The following is a 12,221-nucleotide window of genomic DNA, read 5'->3' as shown; positions in this document are numbered from 1 at the left end:
GCGCTATATGGCCACCAGGTTCTTGCGCCAGTCGAAGAAGCCCAGCGCGCCCTTTACGGGGATGAATGGCAGCGGGCGCTGGTTGGCGAGCACAAATCCATAACGGCCGACAAACCATGGGCTATTGGACGCAGCGACGCAGTCGACGACATCGGCCACGCCGACAATTCCGCCTCTTTGGTCTGCCCATGCAGGCGGGCTGAATTCCTCCATAAATCCCGCCTTGCCGACCAATCTCGAACCGGTATCGATCCGGTAAGGCTCGCCGGTGACAGGGTGGAACGGGCCACTGTGGTGCGTCAGCGAATGGACGCAATCCATGTCCTCTTTCTTTCCGGCATGGATACAGACAGGGCCACGGAACCTCGTCGGCCAATCCCTATTTTCAATCGCCTTGTGGCGATTGACGATAAGCCAGGCCCACGGCTGCATGATCGAAAGCGCTTTCAGCGGAAGATGTTCCATGCCCTACCCCATCCGCCCCATGCGCACGCGTGTCGTCACGCTGCGCAGATAGGGGCGCTCCTCCAGCACCGCCGCCGGTCGCCGCCACGATTGCCGGCCGGCGCGCTCGGCCTTGTCTTCAAGCCGGAAATTCGACGCCATGCGGTTGATCGCCTGGAACACCCGCAATTCCTTGGCGGTCGCGCGATCGAAACGGTGCGCCATGTAGAGATCGTAAAGCTCCGCGCCGCGCTTCATGCGCCGGTTGTTCCAGTCCTTGCGGCATTTCGGCGTGCAGAACTCACGGCTCGTCGCCCGCTCGAACGGCTCATCGCATTCCAGGCAGGCGTCTAGGCGCGCCATCAGGAAGCGGGCTCCAGTTCGTTAACCATGCTTTCAGCGGCCACTGGCGCATCGTCGGCCTCTTCCTCGCTGTCCTGAGGCTCCAGCGCGGTCAGCGCGTCGGCCGAAACTGCCGCCGTTTCGCGCGTCATGTTGATGCGCGCCTGGCGGAAATATTTGTCCTTCAGCTCGAAGCCGAGGCCGCGCCGGCCGGACTGCACCGCCGCCCAGACTTCCGAGCCGATGCCGAGGAACGGCGTGAAGACGATGTCGCCGGGATTGGACCACAGATCGATGCAGCGATCGATGACGTCGAGCTGCAGCGGCGAGATGTGCGCCTCGTCATTGCCGTCGCGCGCGGTCAGGTATTGCAGGGTGCGGGTTTGCCGAATATCCATCCACACCGGTGAGGCGTAGCGCTGCCAGACCTCGATCGAGAACCAGTTGCGGCTGTCGTTGTCGGTGGTGAATTTTTGGAAATCCGGCCCCTCGCCCTCGCCGACATAGCGCTTCAGCGCGCCGCTGACCGGCTCGGGATTGTCGCCCGGCTTGCGGAAGGCGACGATGTAGTCGGCCAGCGCCTGGCCCGAAATGGTCGAGTCCTTCACCACCTGCTTGTGGTTCAGCCGGTGCGATTTCGACCGCGCCTGCGCCACCACGGCATCCTTCCAGATGCAGACTTCGGAATGGAACTGCCAGCCGGCATCCTGCCAGGCCCGGATCACCTCGCCGCGGAAGTCGCGCATGCCAATAAAGCCGTCGCGCCGCTTCGAGGTCGGCAGCTGCATGACATGCACCGCCTGGATGCGGCCGGGCATGGTGATGCGCAGCATTTCCGAGATCAGGAACTGGTAATGCTGCCAGAAGGTTTTGCCTTCGGAATTCGACAGGTCGCGATCCGAGCCGGAGAATTTGTACAGCCCCTCGAAAGGCGGCGAATGCACGCCAAAATGCACACTGTCGCCCGGCACCGCCCGGATCAGCTCGCAGCTGTCGCCCTGATAGATCGCGTAGCGGTCGGTGACGTCCTGGTCGACGGCCTTTATCGCGGGGAGTTTTTTCACGACGCCTTCGCCTCATATCGCTTAGCCACAAAGGCGCATGCCGCTTGGTTGCCGCCGATGCAGTCGAGCGATCGGCAGATGTCCTGGGAGATCAGCCCCATCCCGATGAAGATGAGCAACGCAGCGACGACGTTCACGCGAATTCCTCCCAAGCCGGCAACCGCAATTTCTGTTTCGGCTGATAATCGTGCCGCTCAAGTGCTGCACCGCGCACCGCGACCGACGACAAATCGGCCATATGCCGCACCATCGCCGCCGCCATGCGCTCGGCGTCCTGCTCCTTGCGGTCGAGATTGGCGATGATCGCGCCTTCGGTGTCGGCGGCGATGAAGTCGGCCGTCACTTCGCTGCCCTGGCCGAACCGCCAGAAGCGGCGGATCGCCTGGTAGACCTGCTCGAAACTGTCGTTGAGGCCGACGAAGCCGGTGCGGTGGCAGTGCTGCCAGTTCATGCCGAAACCGCAGATCGACGGCTTGGTCACCAGCACGCGGATCTTGCCCTGGCTGAACGCCTTCAGCTTTTCTTCCTTGTAGTCGTCGTGGTCGCTGCCGCGCACCTCGACCGCGCCGGGTATGGCCTTGGTCACGCCCTCGGTTTCGGCGTTGAGGTTGCCCCACCAGACGTAATGGCCATCGGCAGGCGTCAGCGCCACCGCGCGCGCGATGCGATGTTCGATCGTCGATTTTCTCGCGTGGTTGCGTTCCTGCAGGGTTTTCGCCTGCACCGGCAGCAGCGAGAACTGCCCGCCATCATCCCAATGCGAGCCGGTCTCGACCACATGCAGGCGCTTGGTCAGCGGCGGCAGCTCATATCCGTCGTCGCTGTAGCCGAGGTCGGACGGCTTGCGCAGCATCACCGCCCACGACGCCATCCAGCGCCAGAACTCGTTTTCGGCATGGCCCTTCAGCCGCCAGCTTTTCGTCTCCGACCCGTCATGGGTGAAGAATGTGGCGAGCATCGAGAAATAGCTCATCACGCCGAGGAACTCGGCGTGGCTGCCGAGCTCCATGAAGTCGTTCGGCGCCGGCGTCGCCGTGGCCGCCAGCCGGAACGGGATCGGCCTGGCGATCTCGATCAGCCGGTTGCGGTAGTGGCCGTCGAAGCTTTTCAGGATCGAGCTTTCGTCGAGCGCGATGCCGCCATAGCGCGAGAGGTCGAACAGATCGAGCTTCTGGTAATTGGTGATGGCGGTCTCGTCGACGACGCCGTCACGGGTGACGACGCGCGCCAGCAGATCGTATGTACGCGCCTCGTCCTCATGCTGCGGCCCGACCGCCAGCGGCGCGAACAGCAGCACCGGCTTGCCGGTATGGTTGGACACCACGCGCGCCCAGACCAGCTCCATCAGCGTCTTGCCGAGTCCGGTGCCTGCGAACACCGCCGCGCGTCCACGCCTGAGTGACCAGCGCACGATGTCGCGTTGGTGCGGGAACAGGAACGCCGGCAGGTCCGGCAGATCGATCAACCCGCTGGCGACATCGGCGACGCGCTTCTGCGCAAGGAAATCGTGGTAGGATTGCAGGGTCATGCCGGCACCACCTCTCCGATTGGACGGACATCAGCCGGATGCGAATAGAAGACACCCTCGGAATCTTCGCGCGCGAAACGCGTGTATTGGTTATGGCTAGGCAGGCAGAGATAGGCCACCTCGCCGGAAACCAGCACCTTCTCGCCGAACCGTGGCGGGTCTGGAATTCGGCGAACCGTCGAGCGGATGAGAAAATCGTGAAAGCTGCAATCATGCGCCGAAGTGAAATCACGCCACGCCTTGGCCCTGGCCTTCGCAGGCGACGCCGCCTCATATTGCACTTCGTTGTAGCCGTAGACCGCCACGGCGTAGGGTTTGAGCAGGAAACTCATGCCTGCACCCGCTCGCGCGTCGAGCTGCCGTAATGCCTCCGGCAATAGGGCACCGTGCCCGCCGCTTCCGAGCGGTCGGCACCGCAGACCGGCATGTCCGGCCCGTCAGGGCCGAAGGGATCGCCGACGAAATGCAGACACTTTTTCGCGGTGACGGCGTCGAGAAAGGCGACCGGCAGCGTCGCCGGCAGGTTGGCGACGGGCACATAGGGCTGCGGGCGCTCGAACACCGGCTTGGCGGCGACGAAAGCCAGCTTCGGTGGCCGTGGCCGGCATGGCGCCGGGCGCCGCACGGGCCTGCCGTCGCCAGCCTTGATCGGCCGAACGGTGAGATGGCCGCCAGCACCGTTCAGACGCAGGATCTTGCCGATGATGGCATTGCGGCTGCGCCCCATCCTGGCGCCGATCTGGCTGGCCGTCAGGCCCTCGCCGGTCAGCTTGCGCAAGGTATGGATTTCGTCCTGCGTCCACTCGCTCATGGTTCGTCCCCTATGGAAAAGACGTGGTAGCGGGTCGCGGCGCGACGGCTGTCGCGCTCGATCCGCACCAGGCGCTTGGCGGTGAGCTGCGCGACCAGGCCCGGCACACGCGGTCGTGCCGTGCCGGCCGCGTCGGCCAGATCGGAATTGGTGATCGCGACATTGCGCGACCGGTCGACCCGTTCGTCCAGCGCCCGGTAGAGGCGCAGCGCCGTCAACGTGACGCCAAGGCTTTTGGCGATGTCGACATCGGCGCGCGCGCTTGCCGCCGGGCGCGCGGCCGGCGTTTGCGGATCGCCAAGAATGGCCTCGAAATGCTTCTGCACGAAGCTGGTCGGGCTGATGCCGGCAGCCTTCGCCGCTTTCTCGATGGCGGCATTGGTCGGCCGGTCGCACTTGACCGAGAAGCGATACCAGATGCCGGCCGGTTCCGGCGCTGACAGCGACCCACCCATCAAGCCGCCCTCCCGGTCTTGGCGCCGGCATCGATGCAATCAGTCTCCCCCCTTGAGGGGGAGATGCCCGGCAGGGCAGAAGGGGTCGGTTCGACCGGTTGAGGGCCAGATGGCGCCAGCGCTTGATGTCCGGCGACCCCCTCTGTCGGCTTTGCCGACATCTCCCCCTCGAGTGGGGAGATCAGTCGCGCCCGGTCCCGCAGCACATCGTTGAAATCCATGCCGTCCGGCGCCCAGTCGATCACGGCGTCGTGGCCGGTCAGCTCGAAGCGGTTGCGGGCGCGCATCATGGCGGCCTGCGTGGTGAAACGGTCGCTGTCGCCGTCGCCGAGCAGGATCAGACGCTCGAAATCATCGGCCGGGATCTGCAGGCAGTCGGTATCAGTCAGGTCCGGCTCATGGCCGCCGACCTTCTGCCGCCGCTTGCGGCCGATGCGGTCGGTCATCGTCAGCGACGGGTGCGGGATCTGCTCGGCCGCCTTGCCGGCGATGTTGCCGATGTTCAGTCCGCACCAAAGCGCGCAGTCGCCATTTTGGGAGCGGTGGAGCGACGCCCAGGACAGTACCGTTTCGATACCCTCGCCGAGCACGCAGCCGCCGCCAGGCTGGCCCTCGAACAGAACGATCTTGCCGCCTTTTTGGCTGCCCTCGACCTTCTTGGCATCGAGCAGGTCGCCGGTCGCCGGGTCCGATATCGCCGCCTTGCCGTTGGCCCGCGACAGGTCGAGCCAGGTGCGATGCACGCCGATGAAATGGCCCGTTGGGTATTCAGGAGTGGCCGGCCCGGTGATCGCCGCCAGCATCGCCGGCCCGGTGTGGATCACCTTGAACTCGTCGCCGGTCTTGGCGCGATGCCAATAGGCAAGGCTCGACATTTCGCGCAGCGCCCTGATCCGCCAGGAGGGGAAAGGGATCGCGCGCAGCGCAAAATAGTCGCGCAGCCAGTGGCCGCCGCGTTCCGGCTCGATCGGCGTCCCGTTCTGCCAGATCTTCCAGGCCCGCCGCCGCGCTTTTTCGCGCCACTCGTTCTTGTCGTCGTCGCTCTGCGCCGGCGCCCGTCTGGCGGCGGCGATCGGCTTCTCGCCGGTCAGCTGCTCGATCGCCTCGGCAAAGCTGCATTGGTGCACGTGCTGCACCAGCGCGATCGGGTCGCCGCCGGCGCTGGAGGCGCGGCACAGGAACACGTTCTTGCCCTTGTCGAGCGAAAACCGGTCGCGCCCGCCGCAGCACGGGCACGGCACGCCGCGCTCGTCGATCTTGCAGCCCTCCGCCGCCCCAAGCGCCAGCGCCACGTCGACGATCGACATGTCACGCGCACGGGAGACGATCTCGGCTGGGATCATTGCATCGTTCCCGGAAAGCGCATCTGCAGGCCGATCCGCAGGTCGCCGATGACCGCATCAAGGCCGCGATTGGCATCGTCGAGATCGCGAGCAAAATCCGCGACCATGTTCATGACGACGGTTTCCAGCGCGGCCATCGCATCGACCGGATGCATGCCCTCGACAGCCCTCAGAATGCGCTTGGAGGCTTTGCGGATTTCGGCGCGATCTGCGTCCATCACATCCCCCTCGGCGGCACGAACAGGCAGATGGTGCGGCTGTCGTCGCGGCCCATGACGCTGCACCAGTGGAAGCGGCCGTCGGGGCTCGGCTTGATCTTGGCGTCGCTCATCGGGATCAGTTCGCCGGTCTTGCGGATCTCGTAGCCGCGCGCGCCCTCGACGATGTCGGCGTCGGCGACCTCGCGGCAGTCGACGCCGGAACAGCAACTGAAGGGATAGGTCCAGCCAGACGGCGCATCATGCGGCCAGGCGCGGCCATGGGTGCCGGCGAGCACCAGGCCGGCGAGCATGGTGGACACCGCCAAGGCGCCAGTAAAAGAATGCAGCGGGCGGCGGGTCATGGCCGAACCTCGTCACCTTCGCGGCTGATGGTCCCGATTTCAACGGACTGTCCAGTCTCGGAGATATCCGCTTCGCGCAAGTGATAGGGCCGAGGGTCGCCTTCCCTGCAAAGGATGTAGCTGACCACGCGCAGCGGCTTGCTGATCATCAGGGGGCGCGGTTCACCAATCAGATCGGAAAGCGCATATTCCCCCGGGAAACCCGGAGGAATGGCAGTCAAGACGACAAGCGATTCAGGGACGTGCCTGACATGCTTGCGGCGCGACACCGCCACGACGTCGCCAGACTTGAATTTCGCCTGCGCGCATGGCGGAGTGATGCCGCGCCCTGCGTCCTTGACCATCAAGAGAACACCCATCACGCGCCTCCAGCCATCTTCATCGCATCAGCAAACGAGACGGTGCGCGCTCCTGGCGCATGCGCTTCATCGATGGTCAGCGCGAGGCTGTTTTCAGGCAGGCGTTTTCGGCCATCCCATTCATCGACAACCCGATCGCAGCCGAAATGCCTGCGCAATGCCTCAGCATTGCGGGTCTTGCCGCAGGCCATCGGGCCGAAGACGATTGTCGTGCTCACTTCGCGCCTCCGACCACCGACAGTCCGCCGACGCGCGCGGATGCGGCGGCGAGCCGCAGTTCAGAAACGGCGCGCTCCAGCACCGAGCACTGGCGGTCGATGCCGGCTGCCTCGGCGGGCGTCAGGCGGCCGTCCGCGAAGGCCAGCGCGCCCTTGGCCATCAGTTCGCCGGCCTGCACGACCACCTCGGCGTGGCTCGCCATCATCGAGGCGTTGGCGAGTTCGCCGGCATCGACCGTGTCGGCCAGCCGCCGTCCGTTGAGTTCGGCGAGCACCGCCGTCACCAGCGGCATCGAGCAGTCGGCTTCGAGTTGTATGACCGCCGACAGCGGCATCAGGTCGGGATAGCCGTCATTGTTCCAGCGGCCGACCTCGGTTTTCGAGGCCGAGCACTTTTCGCCGGCGCGAATGATGCCGCCGCAGCGTTCGATCAGGTCGCGCTGCGCCGCCTTCAGTCGGTAGAACCAGGCACTGGGCATGGTCGTCTCCATGAATGTCCCCCTCGCAAAGGCATTGTTGTTTTTCCCCAACCGGGAAATCCCGGCCGGGTTTCCCGTGGCGGGAAGGCTGCGGTGGTGGTGATCTGGGCGAAGTCAAACGCCGCTATGGAGGCAACAGTGCCCTGCTCATTCCGCCATCTCCTGATTTCGCTGATTGGAAAGGCCGGCCCCGGCTTGGGAGGCGTCGGGACCGGCCGCGACGCCCGGGGGCGTGGCGTCGAAATCGTTGCAGTGCCCGGCGGCGGGCCGCTGCGGCTCACCGACCGGTTCAGCCGCCACCGCCTCGCCGGGAACGGCGAAAAACCAGGCATCGTCCCAGGCGATGCCACGTGCGATCGCCGCCTCGCGGATCGCCCGCATGTCGTCGAGTGACGGCGCCACACCGGCTTCCCACCGCGACACGCTGGCCTGCGTCACGCCGGCCAGGGCTGCGAATTCAGCCTGGGTCACCCCGAATATATGGAGGCGAATATGTCTGATGGCGCTCATGGCAACGCATATTATGCGCAAACGGATAACATGCAAGCCGAAAAATATGCGCATGCGGATTTTTCTTTATCCGCCGCCCGTGGCAGCGTCCGCGCCATGAAGATCGAGGAGAAGATCCGCGCCATCATGGCGACGACGGACTGGAAGCAGCAGAAGCTCGCCGAGCTGCTGGAGGTCGGCCAGTCGACGGTCAACCGTTGGCTGGCGGGATCGGAACCGCGCGGCGATCGCCGCGACCGCATCAATGCGCTTTACAGCCAGGTCGTGGAAAACGGCCGCACCGACGAGCCGATTCGCGGCGAAGCGGAAATCCTGGCCGTGCTGCGCCGGATCGCCGGGCTCACGGAAACCGACATCAACGTCGCCCTGACCGTCATTTCCAACGCGATCAGGGTTAACACGGCCGGATCAGAACGATCTGATGCTGATGATCGATCTCAAAGCGCCACGCCCCGCCGTGAATCATCCTCATCGCGCTAGCGATCGAGGCGGCATCGCGCTCGATGCGCAGCGCCGGGTCCATGGGTCCACTCGCAATGGCGCGCAGCGCTTCCATCGCGTCCTCGCCGCACGTCTTGTCACGTGGCATGTAGTGGATCATTTCTGAAATCCCGAGCAGACCCGATTAGGAACAATTTCCTTCCCCCCTTGTCAACCGCGCCGATCCTCACTCGGCGTCTCATTTTGGTACAATTGTACGAATAGAACCATTCGCGCGAGCTTAACAGGATATTTCAACCTGTAACAATCTGCCTGTGAATAGCGGGGAGAACATATAGCACGCGTGGGACATTTATAGCACCGGTGGACTGATTTCCGGCGGCCGGCTTTTTGTCCATAAGGTCGGGCATGACGAGCCCTGACCGCATCACCATCCACATCCGTCTGACGGCCTCGCTGGTGAGGCAACTCAAGGTCTCGGCCGCCGAAAGCGGACGCAGCATGAACGCCGAAGTCGCGGCCAGGATCGAGCGCACGTTTTCCGCCGACGACGCCGACCGCAAGCGCGCGCTCGGCCTGCTGGCGGAAGTCATTGCCATACTCGACAAGGGCCAGCTGGACTAACCCGCCCTCTTCACGAAAAGGTTTTATCCGTTTGCGCATTTTTTCAGATTGACACTTATCCGTTTGCGCATATTATCCGCTTCATTCCAACCGATGGAGCGGCTATGCAATCCCCCGGCCCTTTCGATCCGCTGACCCCGCGTCAGGAACTGATCTCCGAACTCGAAGCACTTGGCTACGATTGCAAGCCCGGCGTCACGCAGGATTGGGCAGACTGGCGCGAGCGTCTGTCCGACACACAAATCCGTGACGTCATCGGCAACCTAAAGAAGGCGACCGCCGCGCCGATCCCCGCCAGCCTCGCCGGCAAACCGGGCCAGCGCTTTTCCGACGCCCGCCGCGTCGAGCACCCGGAGGCCGGCAGCGGGGCGAGGAATGCCCGCGCGGTCGAACTTGCCGACGCCATCCGCGAAATCGCCGGCTGCGGCGAATGCGCCACCGAAAAGGATCTGTCGGTGCTCGGCTTCTCGGTCGGCGAGATCATCGCCCATCTGACCGAAGCCAAGCTGATCCTCGCCGAAACCTTCATTCGCGAGATCGCCCCGACCGGCGACCGGCTGCAGCAGATCATCGAGAAGGCGATCGCTTCGGCGGCGCACATCATGCCGAAGACCGGCGGGCTGGACGAAGCCAGCGAGGACGCGGCGGCCGTCGAATGGCGCCGCTTCTGCCAGGCGCGCGCCGCCTTCAAGCTCGATCCCTGGTGGTCGCAATCCGAGCGCTGCCTGGCCGCGCTGAAAACCTTCCTGCGCCGCCTGCCGCTGCTCGAGCGCGAGGCCAACCGCGTCATCTACGCCATCGCCGCCGAACAGAAAGCCACCGTGCATCGGGGTGAGCACGCATGAACGAGACCCGCGACCTCATGAAAATGCCAAGCGCGTTGCGTGACGCAGACGTCTTCAAACAGACCATCACCGGACGCGCCTTTCCGTTGACCGGTTTCACCGCGCTCGACATCGATCTGCATGGCGACGTCGCCGAAGGGCTGGCGCGCATCTGCCGCTTCGGCGGCGCCGTGCCCGGCAACCCCTATTGCGTGGCGCAGCACTGCGTTGTCGGCGCCGACGCCGCGATGGAGGAAACCCGCGATGCCAACATCGCGGCCTATTTCCTGTTGCACGACGCGCATGAATATGTCTTCGGCGACATGACGACGCCGGTGGCCAAGTGGCTGGCCGTCATCGCCGACGAACTCTATGGCGGATCGGCGCACGGCATGGTCGAGACGCTGATCGCCACCGCCAAGGCCCGCCTTGACATGGCGATCTGGCGCGCCGCCGGCATGCCGCCACCGGGAAAAACCTATCGCGCGGCGATCGCCGATTTCGACCTGCGCATGCTGGCGACCGAGCAGCGGCAATTGCTGATACCGGCGCCGAAAAGCTGGGGCGCACGAATAGACGCTGCCAAGCCGATCGCCATGCGCGGCCGGCTGTCCGCATGGCCGGTGGCCAAGGCGGCGGAAGCCTATCGCGAGCGCCTGGCGACGCTCTGCCCCAACGCCAGGAGGGTGTGATGTCTCCCGAGCTTGAAGAGATCTGCGATCTCGTTGTCGAAGGAAGATGCCGCGAAGCCTACGAAAAGGCGCGCGACTATTACCCCGATATGATGTCGTGGGATGCGCGCGCCCGATTGATCGCAGCGCGTAAGGCGCCACAGGCTCGACCCTTCCCAACAGAAGCCGAGATCGATGCTCGCCACGATCGGGAGCGTTTCGGTTTAGAAGAGAACAAAGCCAAGCGCACCTTTGAGACATTGAACAGCATGTATCCCGCCGAAGGCGGCAAGCCCGACCGGGCGTCGCGCGTCGTCGCGCGCCCCGCCGGAGGGCCAGCCGCCGAAACGGCGGCGGTGCGGCCCGTGAGGCAAAACCCATGACAATCAAGTTTTCCGTCGCCGCCTTCGCCGAAGCCGCCAAGGCGATCCGCAACATCCCCGGCGGCTCGCGCAACATCGAGATCCTTGACCATGCCCGGATGGAGGTCGCCAGGAAAAAGCTGACCCTGACCATGTCGGACCTCGACATCGAGGCCTGCGCCACCATCCCCTGCGAAGGCGCATCAATCGTCGCCGCCATTCCACGCGCGGTGCTGGAGTTCTTCATCGCCCGTGACGGCGGCGGCGATGACAGCGGCACGCTCACCTTCGCCGACGACATGAAGACCGTCGTCGCCCGCCACGGCAAGGGCCGGCTGACCATGCCGATCCTGCCCGGCGCCGATTTCTTCCTGATCGGCGCCGGCACGCAGGACTGGAGCATGGCGATCCGCGCCAACGAACTGGTCGAACTTCTGCGCACCTGCGTGAGTGCGATGGACGAAACCCGCCACTTCATCCAGGGCGTGCTGCTGCACGTCGCCGCCGGCGAGGACGGTGCCAGTGCGCTACGCACCGCGGCCACCGACGGCCACCGCGTCCACACGGTCGGCGTCGAGGCGCCGGAACTGACCGGCGGCTTCGCCGAGCGCCAGGAAGGCCACCAGGGCATCACCATTCCCGACCGCACGGTCAAGGAACTGATCCGCATCTTCGACGGCGACGAAAGCGAGGTCACGCTCTCGGGTGCCAAGGGCATCGTCACCGTCGAGGGCGAGGCGATCCGCGTCACCTCGAAGCTGATCGACGCCGCCTTCGCCGACTATGCCAGGCTGTTGCAGGCGCCGGGCGCATTCCGCATATCGGTCGCCGCCAAGGCGCTCGACGCTGCGATCGGCCGGCTCTTGGTGCTGCCGCGCAAGGACGGCAAGGGGAAGGCCGAGACCGCGCGGCCGATCCGCATGACGCCGGTCGACGGCGGCCTCAAGCTGGAGATCAAGGGCAACGACGCCGACGCCGAGGACCTGATCGACTGCGAGGTCGAGGGACAGGGCGAGCCGATCGTCGTCAACTGCCGTTACATCCGCGACGCGCTGGCCGCCGCCGGTGGCACCAAGGTCACCTTCGCGCCGATCGAGGGCAACGCCATCGGCGTGCGGATGCTGCCCGACAACGACCGTTCTTCTTTTCTGCTCATGCAGATGCGTTTTTAACCCGGAAAGGAA

At 65.0% G+C, this 12,221-nt stretch carries 21 protein-coding genes; 6 read left to right on the top strand and 15 right to left on the bottom strand.

What is annotated here, in order from left to right; translation table 11 throughout:
• Window positions 1-3: 3 nt before the first annotated feature.
• The 15 genes from MESOP_RS18490 to MESOP_RS18425 form a co-directional block, all read right to left on the bottom strand.
• Window positions 4-465 carry an ASCH domain-containing protein gene (locus MESOP_RS18490; protein ID WP_013894862.1) on the bottom strand — a complete coding sequence of 154 codons (462 nt, stop codon included), beginning with the start codon at window positions 463-465 and terminating at the stop codon, window positions 4-6.
• A gap of 3 nt (window positions 466-468) precedes the next feature.
• Window positions 469-807 carry an aldo-keto reductase family protein gene (locus MESOP_RS18485; RefSeq protein ID WP_013894861.1) on the bottom strand — a complete coding sequence of 113 codons (339 nt, stop codon included), beginning with the start codon at window positions 805-807 and terminating at the stop codon, window positions 469-471.
• Window positions 807-1,850 (bottom strand): DNA-methyltransferase, encoded by a 1,044-nt coding sequence (locus MESOP_RS18480; protein ID WP_013894860.1) that lies wholly within the window; start codon window positions 1,848-1,850, stop codon window positions 807-809. The genes MESOP_RS18485 and MESOP_RS18480 overlap by 1 nt, the downstream gene beginning before the upstream one ends.
• Window positions 1,847-1,987 (bottom strand): hypothetical protein, encoded by a 141-nt coding sequence (locus MESOP_RS35700; RefSeq protein ID WP_013894859.1) that lies wholly within the window; start codon window positions 1,985-1,987, stop codon window positions 1,847-1,849. The genes MESOP_RS18480 and MESOP_RS35700 overlap by 4 nt, the downstream gene beginning before the upstream one ends.
• The gene (locus tag MESOP_RS18475) at window positions 1,984-3,378 is read right to left on the bottom strand and encodes a DEAD/DEAH box-containing ATP-dependent helicase (protein WP_013894858.1); all 1,395 of its coding nucleotides are present in this window, start codon (window positions 3,376-3,378) and stop codon (window positions 1,984-1,986) included. Before MESOP_RS18475 ends, MESOP_RS35700 begins: the two co-directional genes overlap by 4 nt.
• Window positions 3,375-3,710 (bottom strand): hypothetical protein, encoded by a 336-nt coding sequence (locus MESOP_RS18470; protein WP_013894857.1) that lies wholly within the window; start codon window positions 3,708-3,710, stop codon window positions 3,375-3,377. The genes MESOP_RS18475 and MESOP_RS18470 overlap by 4 nt, the downstream gene beginning before the upstream one ends.
• The gene (locus tag MESOP_RS35695) at window positions 3,707-4,189 is read right to left on the bottom strand and encodes a GcrA family cell cycle regulator (RefSeq protein ID WP_013894856.1); all 483 of its coding nucleotides are present in this window, start codon (window positions 4,187-4,189) and stop codon (window positions 3,707-3,709) included. The genes MESOP_RS18470 and MESOP_RS35695 overlap by 4 nt, the downstream gene beginning before the upstream one ends.
• Window positions 4,186-4,644 carry a hypothetical protein gene (locus MESOP_RS35690; RefSeq protein ID WP_013894855.1) on the bottom strand — a complete coding sequence of 153 codons (459 nt, stop codon included), beginning with the start codon at window positions 4,642-4,644 and terminating at the stop codon, window positions 4,186-4,188. The genes MESOP_RS35695 and MESOP_RS35690 overlap by 4 nt, the downstream gene beginning before the upstream one ends.
• Complete coding sequence (locus tag MESOP_RS36220) at window positions 4,644-5,987, bottom strand: DUF7146 domain-containing protein (protein ID WP_013894854.1); 1,344 nt, start codon at window positions 5,985-5,987, stop codon at window positions 4,644-4,646. Before MESOP_RS36220 ends, MESOP_RS35690 begins: the two co-directional genes overlap by 1 nt.
• Entirely contained in the window at window positions 5,984-6,205 is a 222-nt protein-coding gene (locus MESOP_RS18450) for a hypothetical protein (protein ID WP_013894853.1), read from the bottom strand. Before MESOP_RS18450 ends, MESOP_RS36220 begins: the two co-directional genes overlap by 4 nt.
• On the bottom strand, window positions 6,205-6,549 hold the full coding sequence (locus tag MESOP_RS18445; protein WP_013894852.1) for a hypothetical protein: 345 nt from the start codon (window positions 6,547-6,549) through the stop codon (window positions 6,205-6,207). Before MESOP_RS18445 ends, MESOP_RS18450 begins: the two co-directional genes overlap by 1 nt.
• Entirely contained in the window at window positions 6,546-6,908 is a 363-nt protein-coding gene (locus MESOP_RS18440; protein ID WP_013894851.1) for a hypothetical protein, read from the bottom strand. Before MESOP_RS18440 ends, MESOP_RS18445 begins: the two co-directional genes overlap by 4 nt.
• The gene (locus tag MESOP_RS18435; RefSeq protein ID WP_013894850.1) at window positions 6,908-7,126 is read right to left on the bottom strand and encodes a hypothetical protein; all 219 of its coding nucleotides are present in this window, start codon (window positions 7,124-7,126) and stop codon (window positions 6,908-6,910) included. Before MESOP_RS18435 ends, MESOP_RS18440 begins: the two co-directional genes overlap by 1 nt.
• On the bottom strand, window positions 7,123-7,605 hold the full coding sequence (locus MESOP_RS18430; protein WP_245264902.1) for a hypothetical protein: 483 nt from the start codon (window positions 7,603-7,605) through the stop codon (window positions 7,123-7,125). The genes MESOP_RS18435 and MESOP_RS18430 overlap by 4 nt, the downstream gene beginning before the upstream one ends.
• A 147-nt stretch (window positions 7,606-7,752) precedes the next feature.
• Window positions 7,753-8,169 carry a helix-turn-helix domain-containing protein gene (locus tag MESOP_RS18425; RefSeq protein ID WP_083833265.1) on the bottom strand — a complete coding sequence of 139 codons (417 nt, stop codon included), beginning with the start codon at window positions 8,167-8,169 and terminating at the stop codon, window positions 7,753-7,755.
• Between the two features lie 42 nt (window positions 8,170-8,211).
• Here MESOP_RS18425 and MESOP_RS18420 point away from each other — a divergent pair, with 42 nt between their 5' ends.
• The 6 genes from MESOP_RS18420 (at window position 8,212) to MESOP_RS18395 (ending at window position 12,209) form a co-directional block, all read left to right on the top strand.
• Window positions 8,212-8,595 carry a helix-turn-helix domain-containing protein gene (locus tag MESOP_RS18420; RefSeq protein WP_083833264.1) on the top strand — a complete coding sequence of 128 codons (384 nt, stop codon included), beginning with the start codon at window positions 8,212-8,214 and terminating at the stop codon, window positions 8,593-8,595.
• 369 nt (window positions 8,596-8,964) lie between these two features.
• Entirely contained in the window at window positions 8,965-9,180 is a 216-nt protein-coding gene (locus tag MESOP_RS18415) for a FitA-like ribbon-helix-helix domain-containing protein (RefSeq protein ID WP_013894845.1), read from the top strand.
• A 104-nt stretch (window positions 9,181-9,284) separates the two neighbouring features.
• Window positions 9,285-10,025: a hypothetical protein gene (locus tag MESOP_RS18410; protein WP_013894844.1), complete on the top strand. Its 741-nt coding sequence runs from the start codon at window positions 9,285-9,287 to the stop codon at window positions 10,023-10,025.
• Window positions 10,022-10,696, top strand: a complete 675-nt coding sequence (locus tag MESOP_RS33000; protein ID WP_013894843.1) for a hypothetical protein — start codon at window positions 10,022-10,024, stop codon at window positions 10,694-10,696. Before MESOP_RS18410 ends, MESOP_RS33000 begins: the two co-directional genes overlap by 4 nt.
• Complete coding sequence (locus MESOP_RS18400; protein ID WP_013894842.1) at window positions 10,696-11,058, top strand: hypothetical protein; 363 nt, start codon at window positions 10,696-10,698, stop codon at window positions 11,056-11,058. The genes MESOP_RS33000 and MESOP_RS18400 overlap by 1 nt, the downstream gene beginning before the upstream one ends.
• Window positions 11,055-12,209, top strand: coding sequence for a DNA polymerase III subunit beta (locus MESOP_RS18395; protein WP_013894841.1), 1,155 nt, complete (start codon window positions 11,055-11,057; stop codon window positions 12,207-12,209). Before MESOP_RS18400 ends, MESOP_RS18395 begins: the two co-directional genes overlap by 4 nt.
• Window positions 12,210-12,221 lie beyond the last annotated feature (12 nt).

The sequence above is a fragment of the Mesorhizobium opportunistum WSM2075 genome (assembly GCF_000176035.2).
GTDB lineage: Bacteria > Pseudomonadota > Alphaproteobacteria > Rhizobiales > Rhizobiaceae > Mesorhizobium > Mesorhizobium opportunistum.
Note: the sequence above shows the minus strand (reverse complement) of the source record. Positions and strands in the feature narration are given on the sequence as shown.

Bases quoted from the DNA above. Each gene is read 5' to 3' on its own strand.
- MESOP_RS18490 (WP_013894862.1), bottom strand. From the start codon at position 465: ATGGAACATCTTCCGCTGAAAGCGCTTTCGATCATGCAGCCGTGGGCC.
- MESOP_RS18485 (WP_013894861.1), bottom strand. From the start codon at position 807: ATGGCGCGCCTAGACGCCTGCCTGGAATGCGATGAGCCGTTCGAGCGG.
- MESOP_RS18475 (WP_013894858.1), bottom strand. From the start codon at position 3,378: ATGACCCTGCAATCCTACCACGATTTCCTTGCGCAGAAGCGCGTCGCC.
- MESOP_RS18470 (WP_013894857.1), bottom strand. From the start codon at position 3,710: ATGAGTTTCCTGCTCAAACCCTACGCCGTGGCGGTCTACGGCTACAAC.
- MESOP_RS35695 (WP_013894856.1), bottom strand. From the start codon at position 4,189: ATGAGCGAGTGGACGCAGGACGAAATCCATACCTTGCGCAAGCTGACC.
- MESOP_RS35690 (WP_013894855.1), bottom strand. From the start codon at position 4,644: ATGGGTGGGTCGCTGTCAGCGCCGGAACCGGCCGGCATCTGGTATCGC.
- MESOP_RS36220 (WP_013894854.1), bottom strand. From the start codon at position 5,987: ATGATCCCAGCCGAGATCGTCTCCCGTGCGCGTGACATGTCGATCGTC.
- MESOP_RS18450 (WP_013894853.1), bottom strand. From the start codon at position 6,205: ATGGACGCAGATCGCGCCGAAATCCGCAAAGCCTCCAAGCGCATTCTG.
- MESOP_RS18445 (WP_013894852.1), bottom strand. From the start codon at position 6,549: ATGACCCGCCGCCCGCTGCATTCTTTTACTGGCGCCTTGGCGGTGTCC.
- MESOP_RS18440 (WP_013894851.1), bottom strand. From the start codon at position 6,908: ATGGGTGTTCTCTTGATGGTCAAGGACGCAGGGCGCGGCATCACTCCG.
- MESOP_RS18430 (WP_245264902.1), bottom strand. From the start codon at position 7,605: ATGCCCAGTGCCTGGTTCTACCGACTGAAGGCGGCGCAGCGCGACCTG.
- MESOP_RS18425 (WP_083833265.1), bottom strand. From the start codon at position 8,169: ATGCGCATATTTTTCGGCTTGCATGTTATCCGTTTGCGCATAATATGC.
- MESOP_RS18420 (WP_083833264.1), top strand. From the start codon at position 8,212: ATGAAGATCGAGGAGAAGATCCGCGCCATCATGGCGACGACGGACTGG.
- MESOP_RS18415 (WP_013894845.1), top strand. From the start codon at position 8,965: ATGACGAGCCCTGACCGCATCACCATCCACATCCGTCTGACGGCCTCG.
- MESOP_RS18410 (WP_013894844.1), top strand. From the start codon at position 9,285: ATGCAATCCCCCGGCCCTTTCGATCCGCTGACCCCGCGTCAGGAACTG.
- MESOP_RS33000 (WP_013894843.1), top strand. From the start codon at position 10,022: ATGAACGAGACCCGCGACCTCATGAAAATGCCAAGCGCGTTGCGTGAC.
- MESOP_RS18400 (WP_013894842.1), top strand. From the start codon at position 10,696: ATGTCTCCCGAGCTTGAAGAGATCTGCGATCTCGTTGTCGAAGGAAGA.
- MESOP_RS18395 (WP_013894841.1), top strand. From the start codon at position 11,055: ATGACAATCAAGTTTTCCGTCGCCGCCTTCGCCGAAGCCGCCAAGGCG.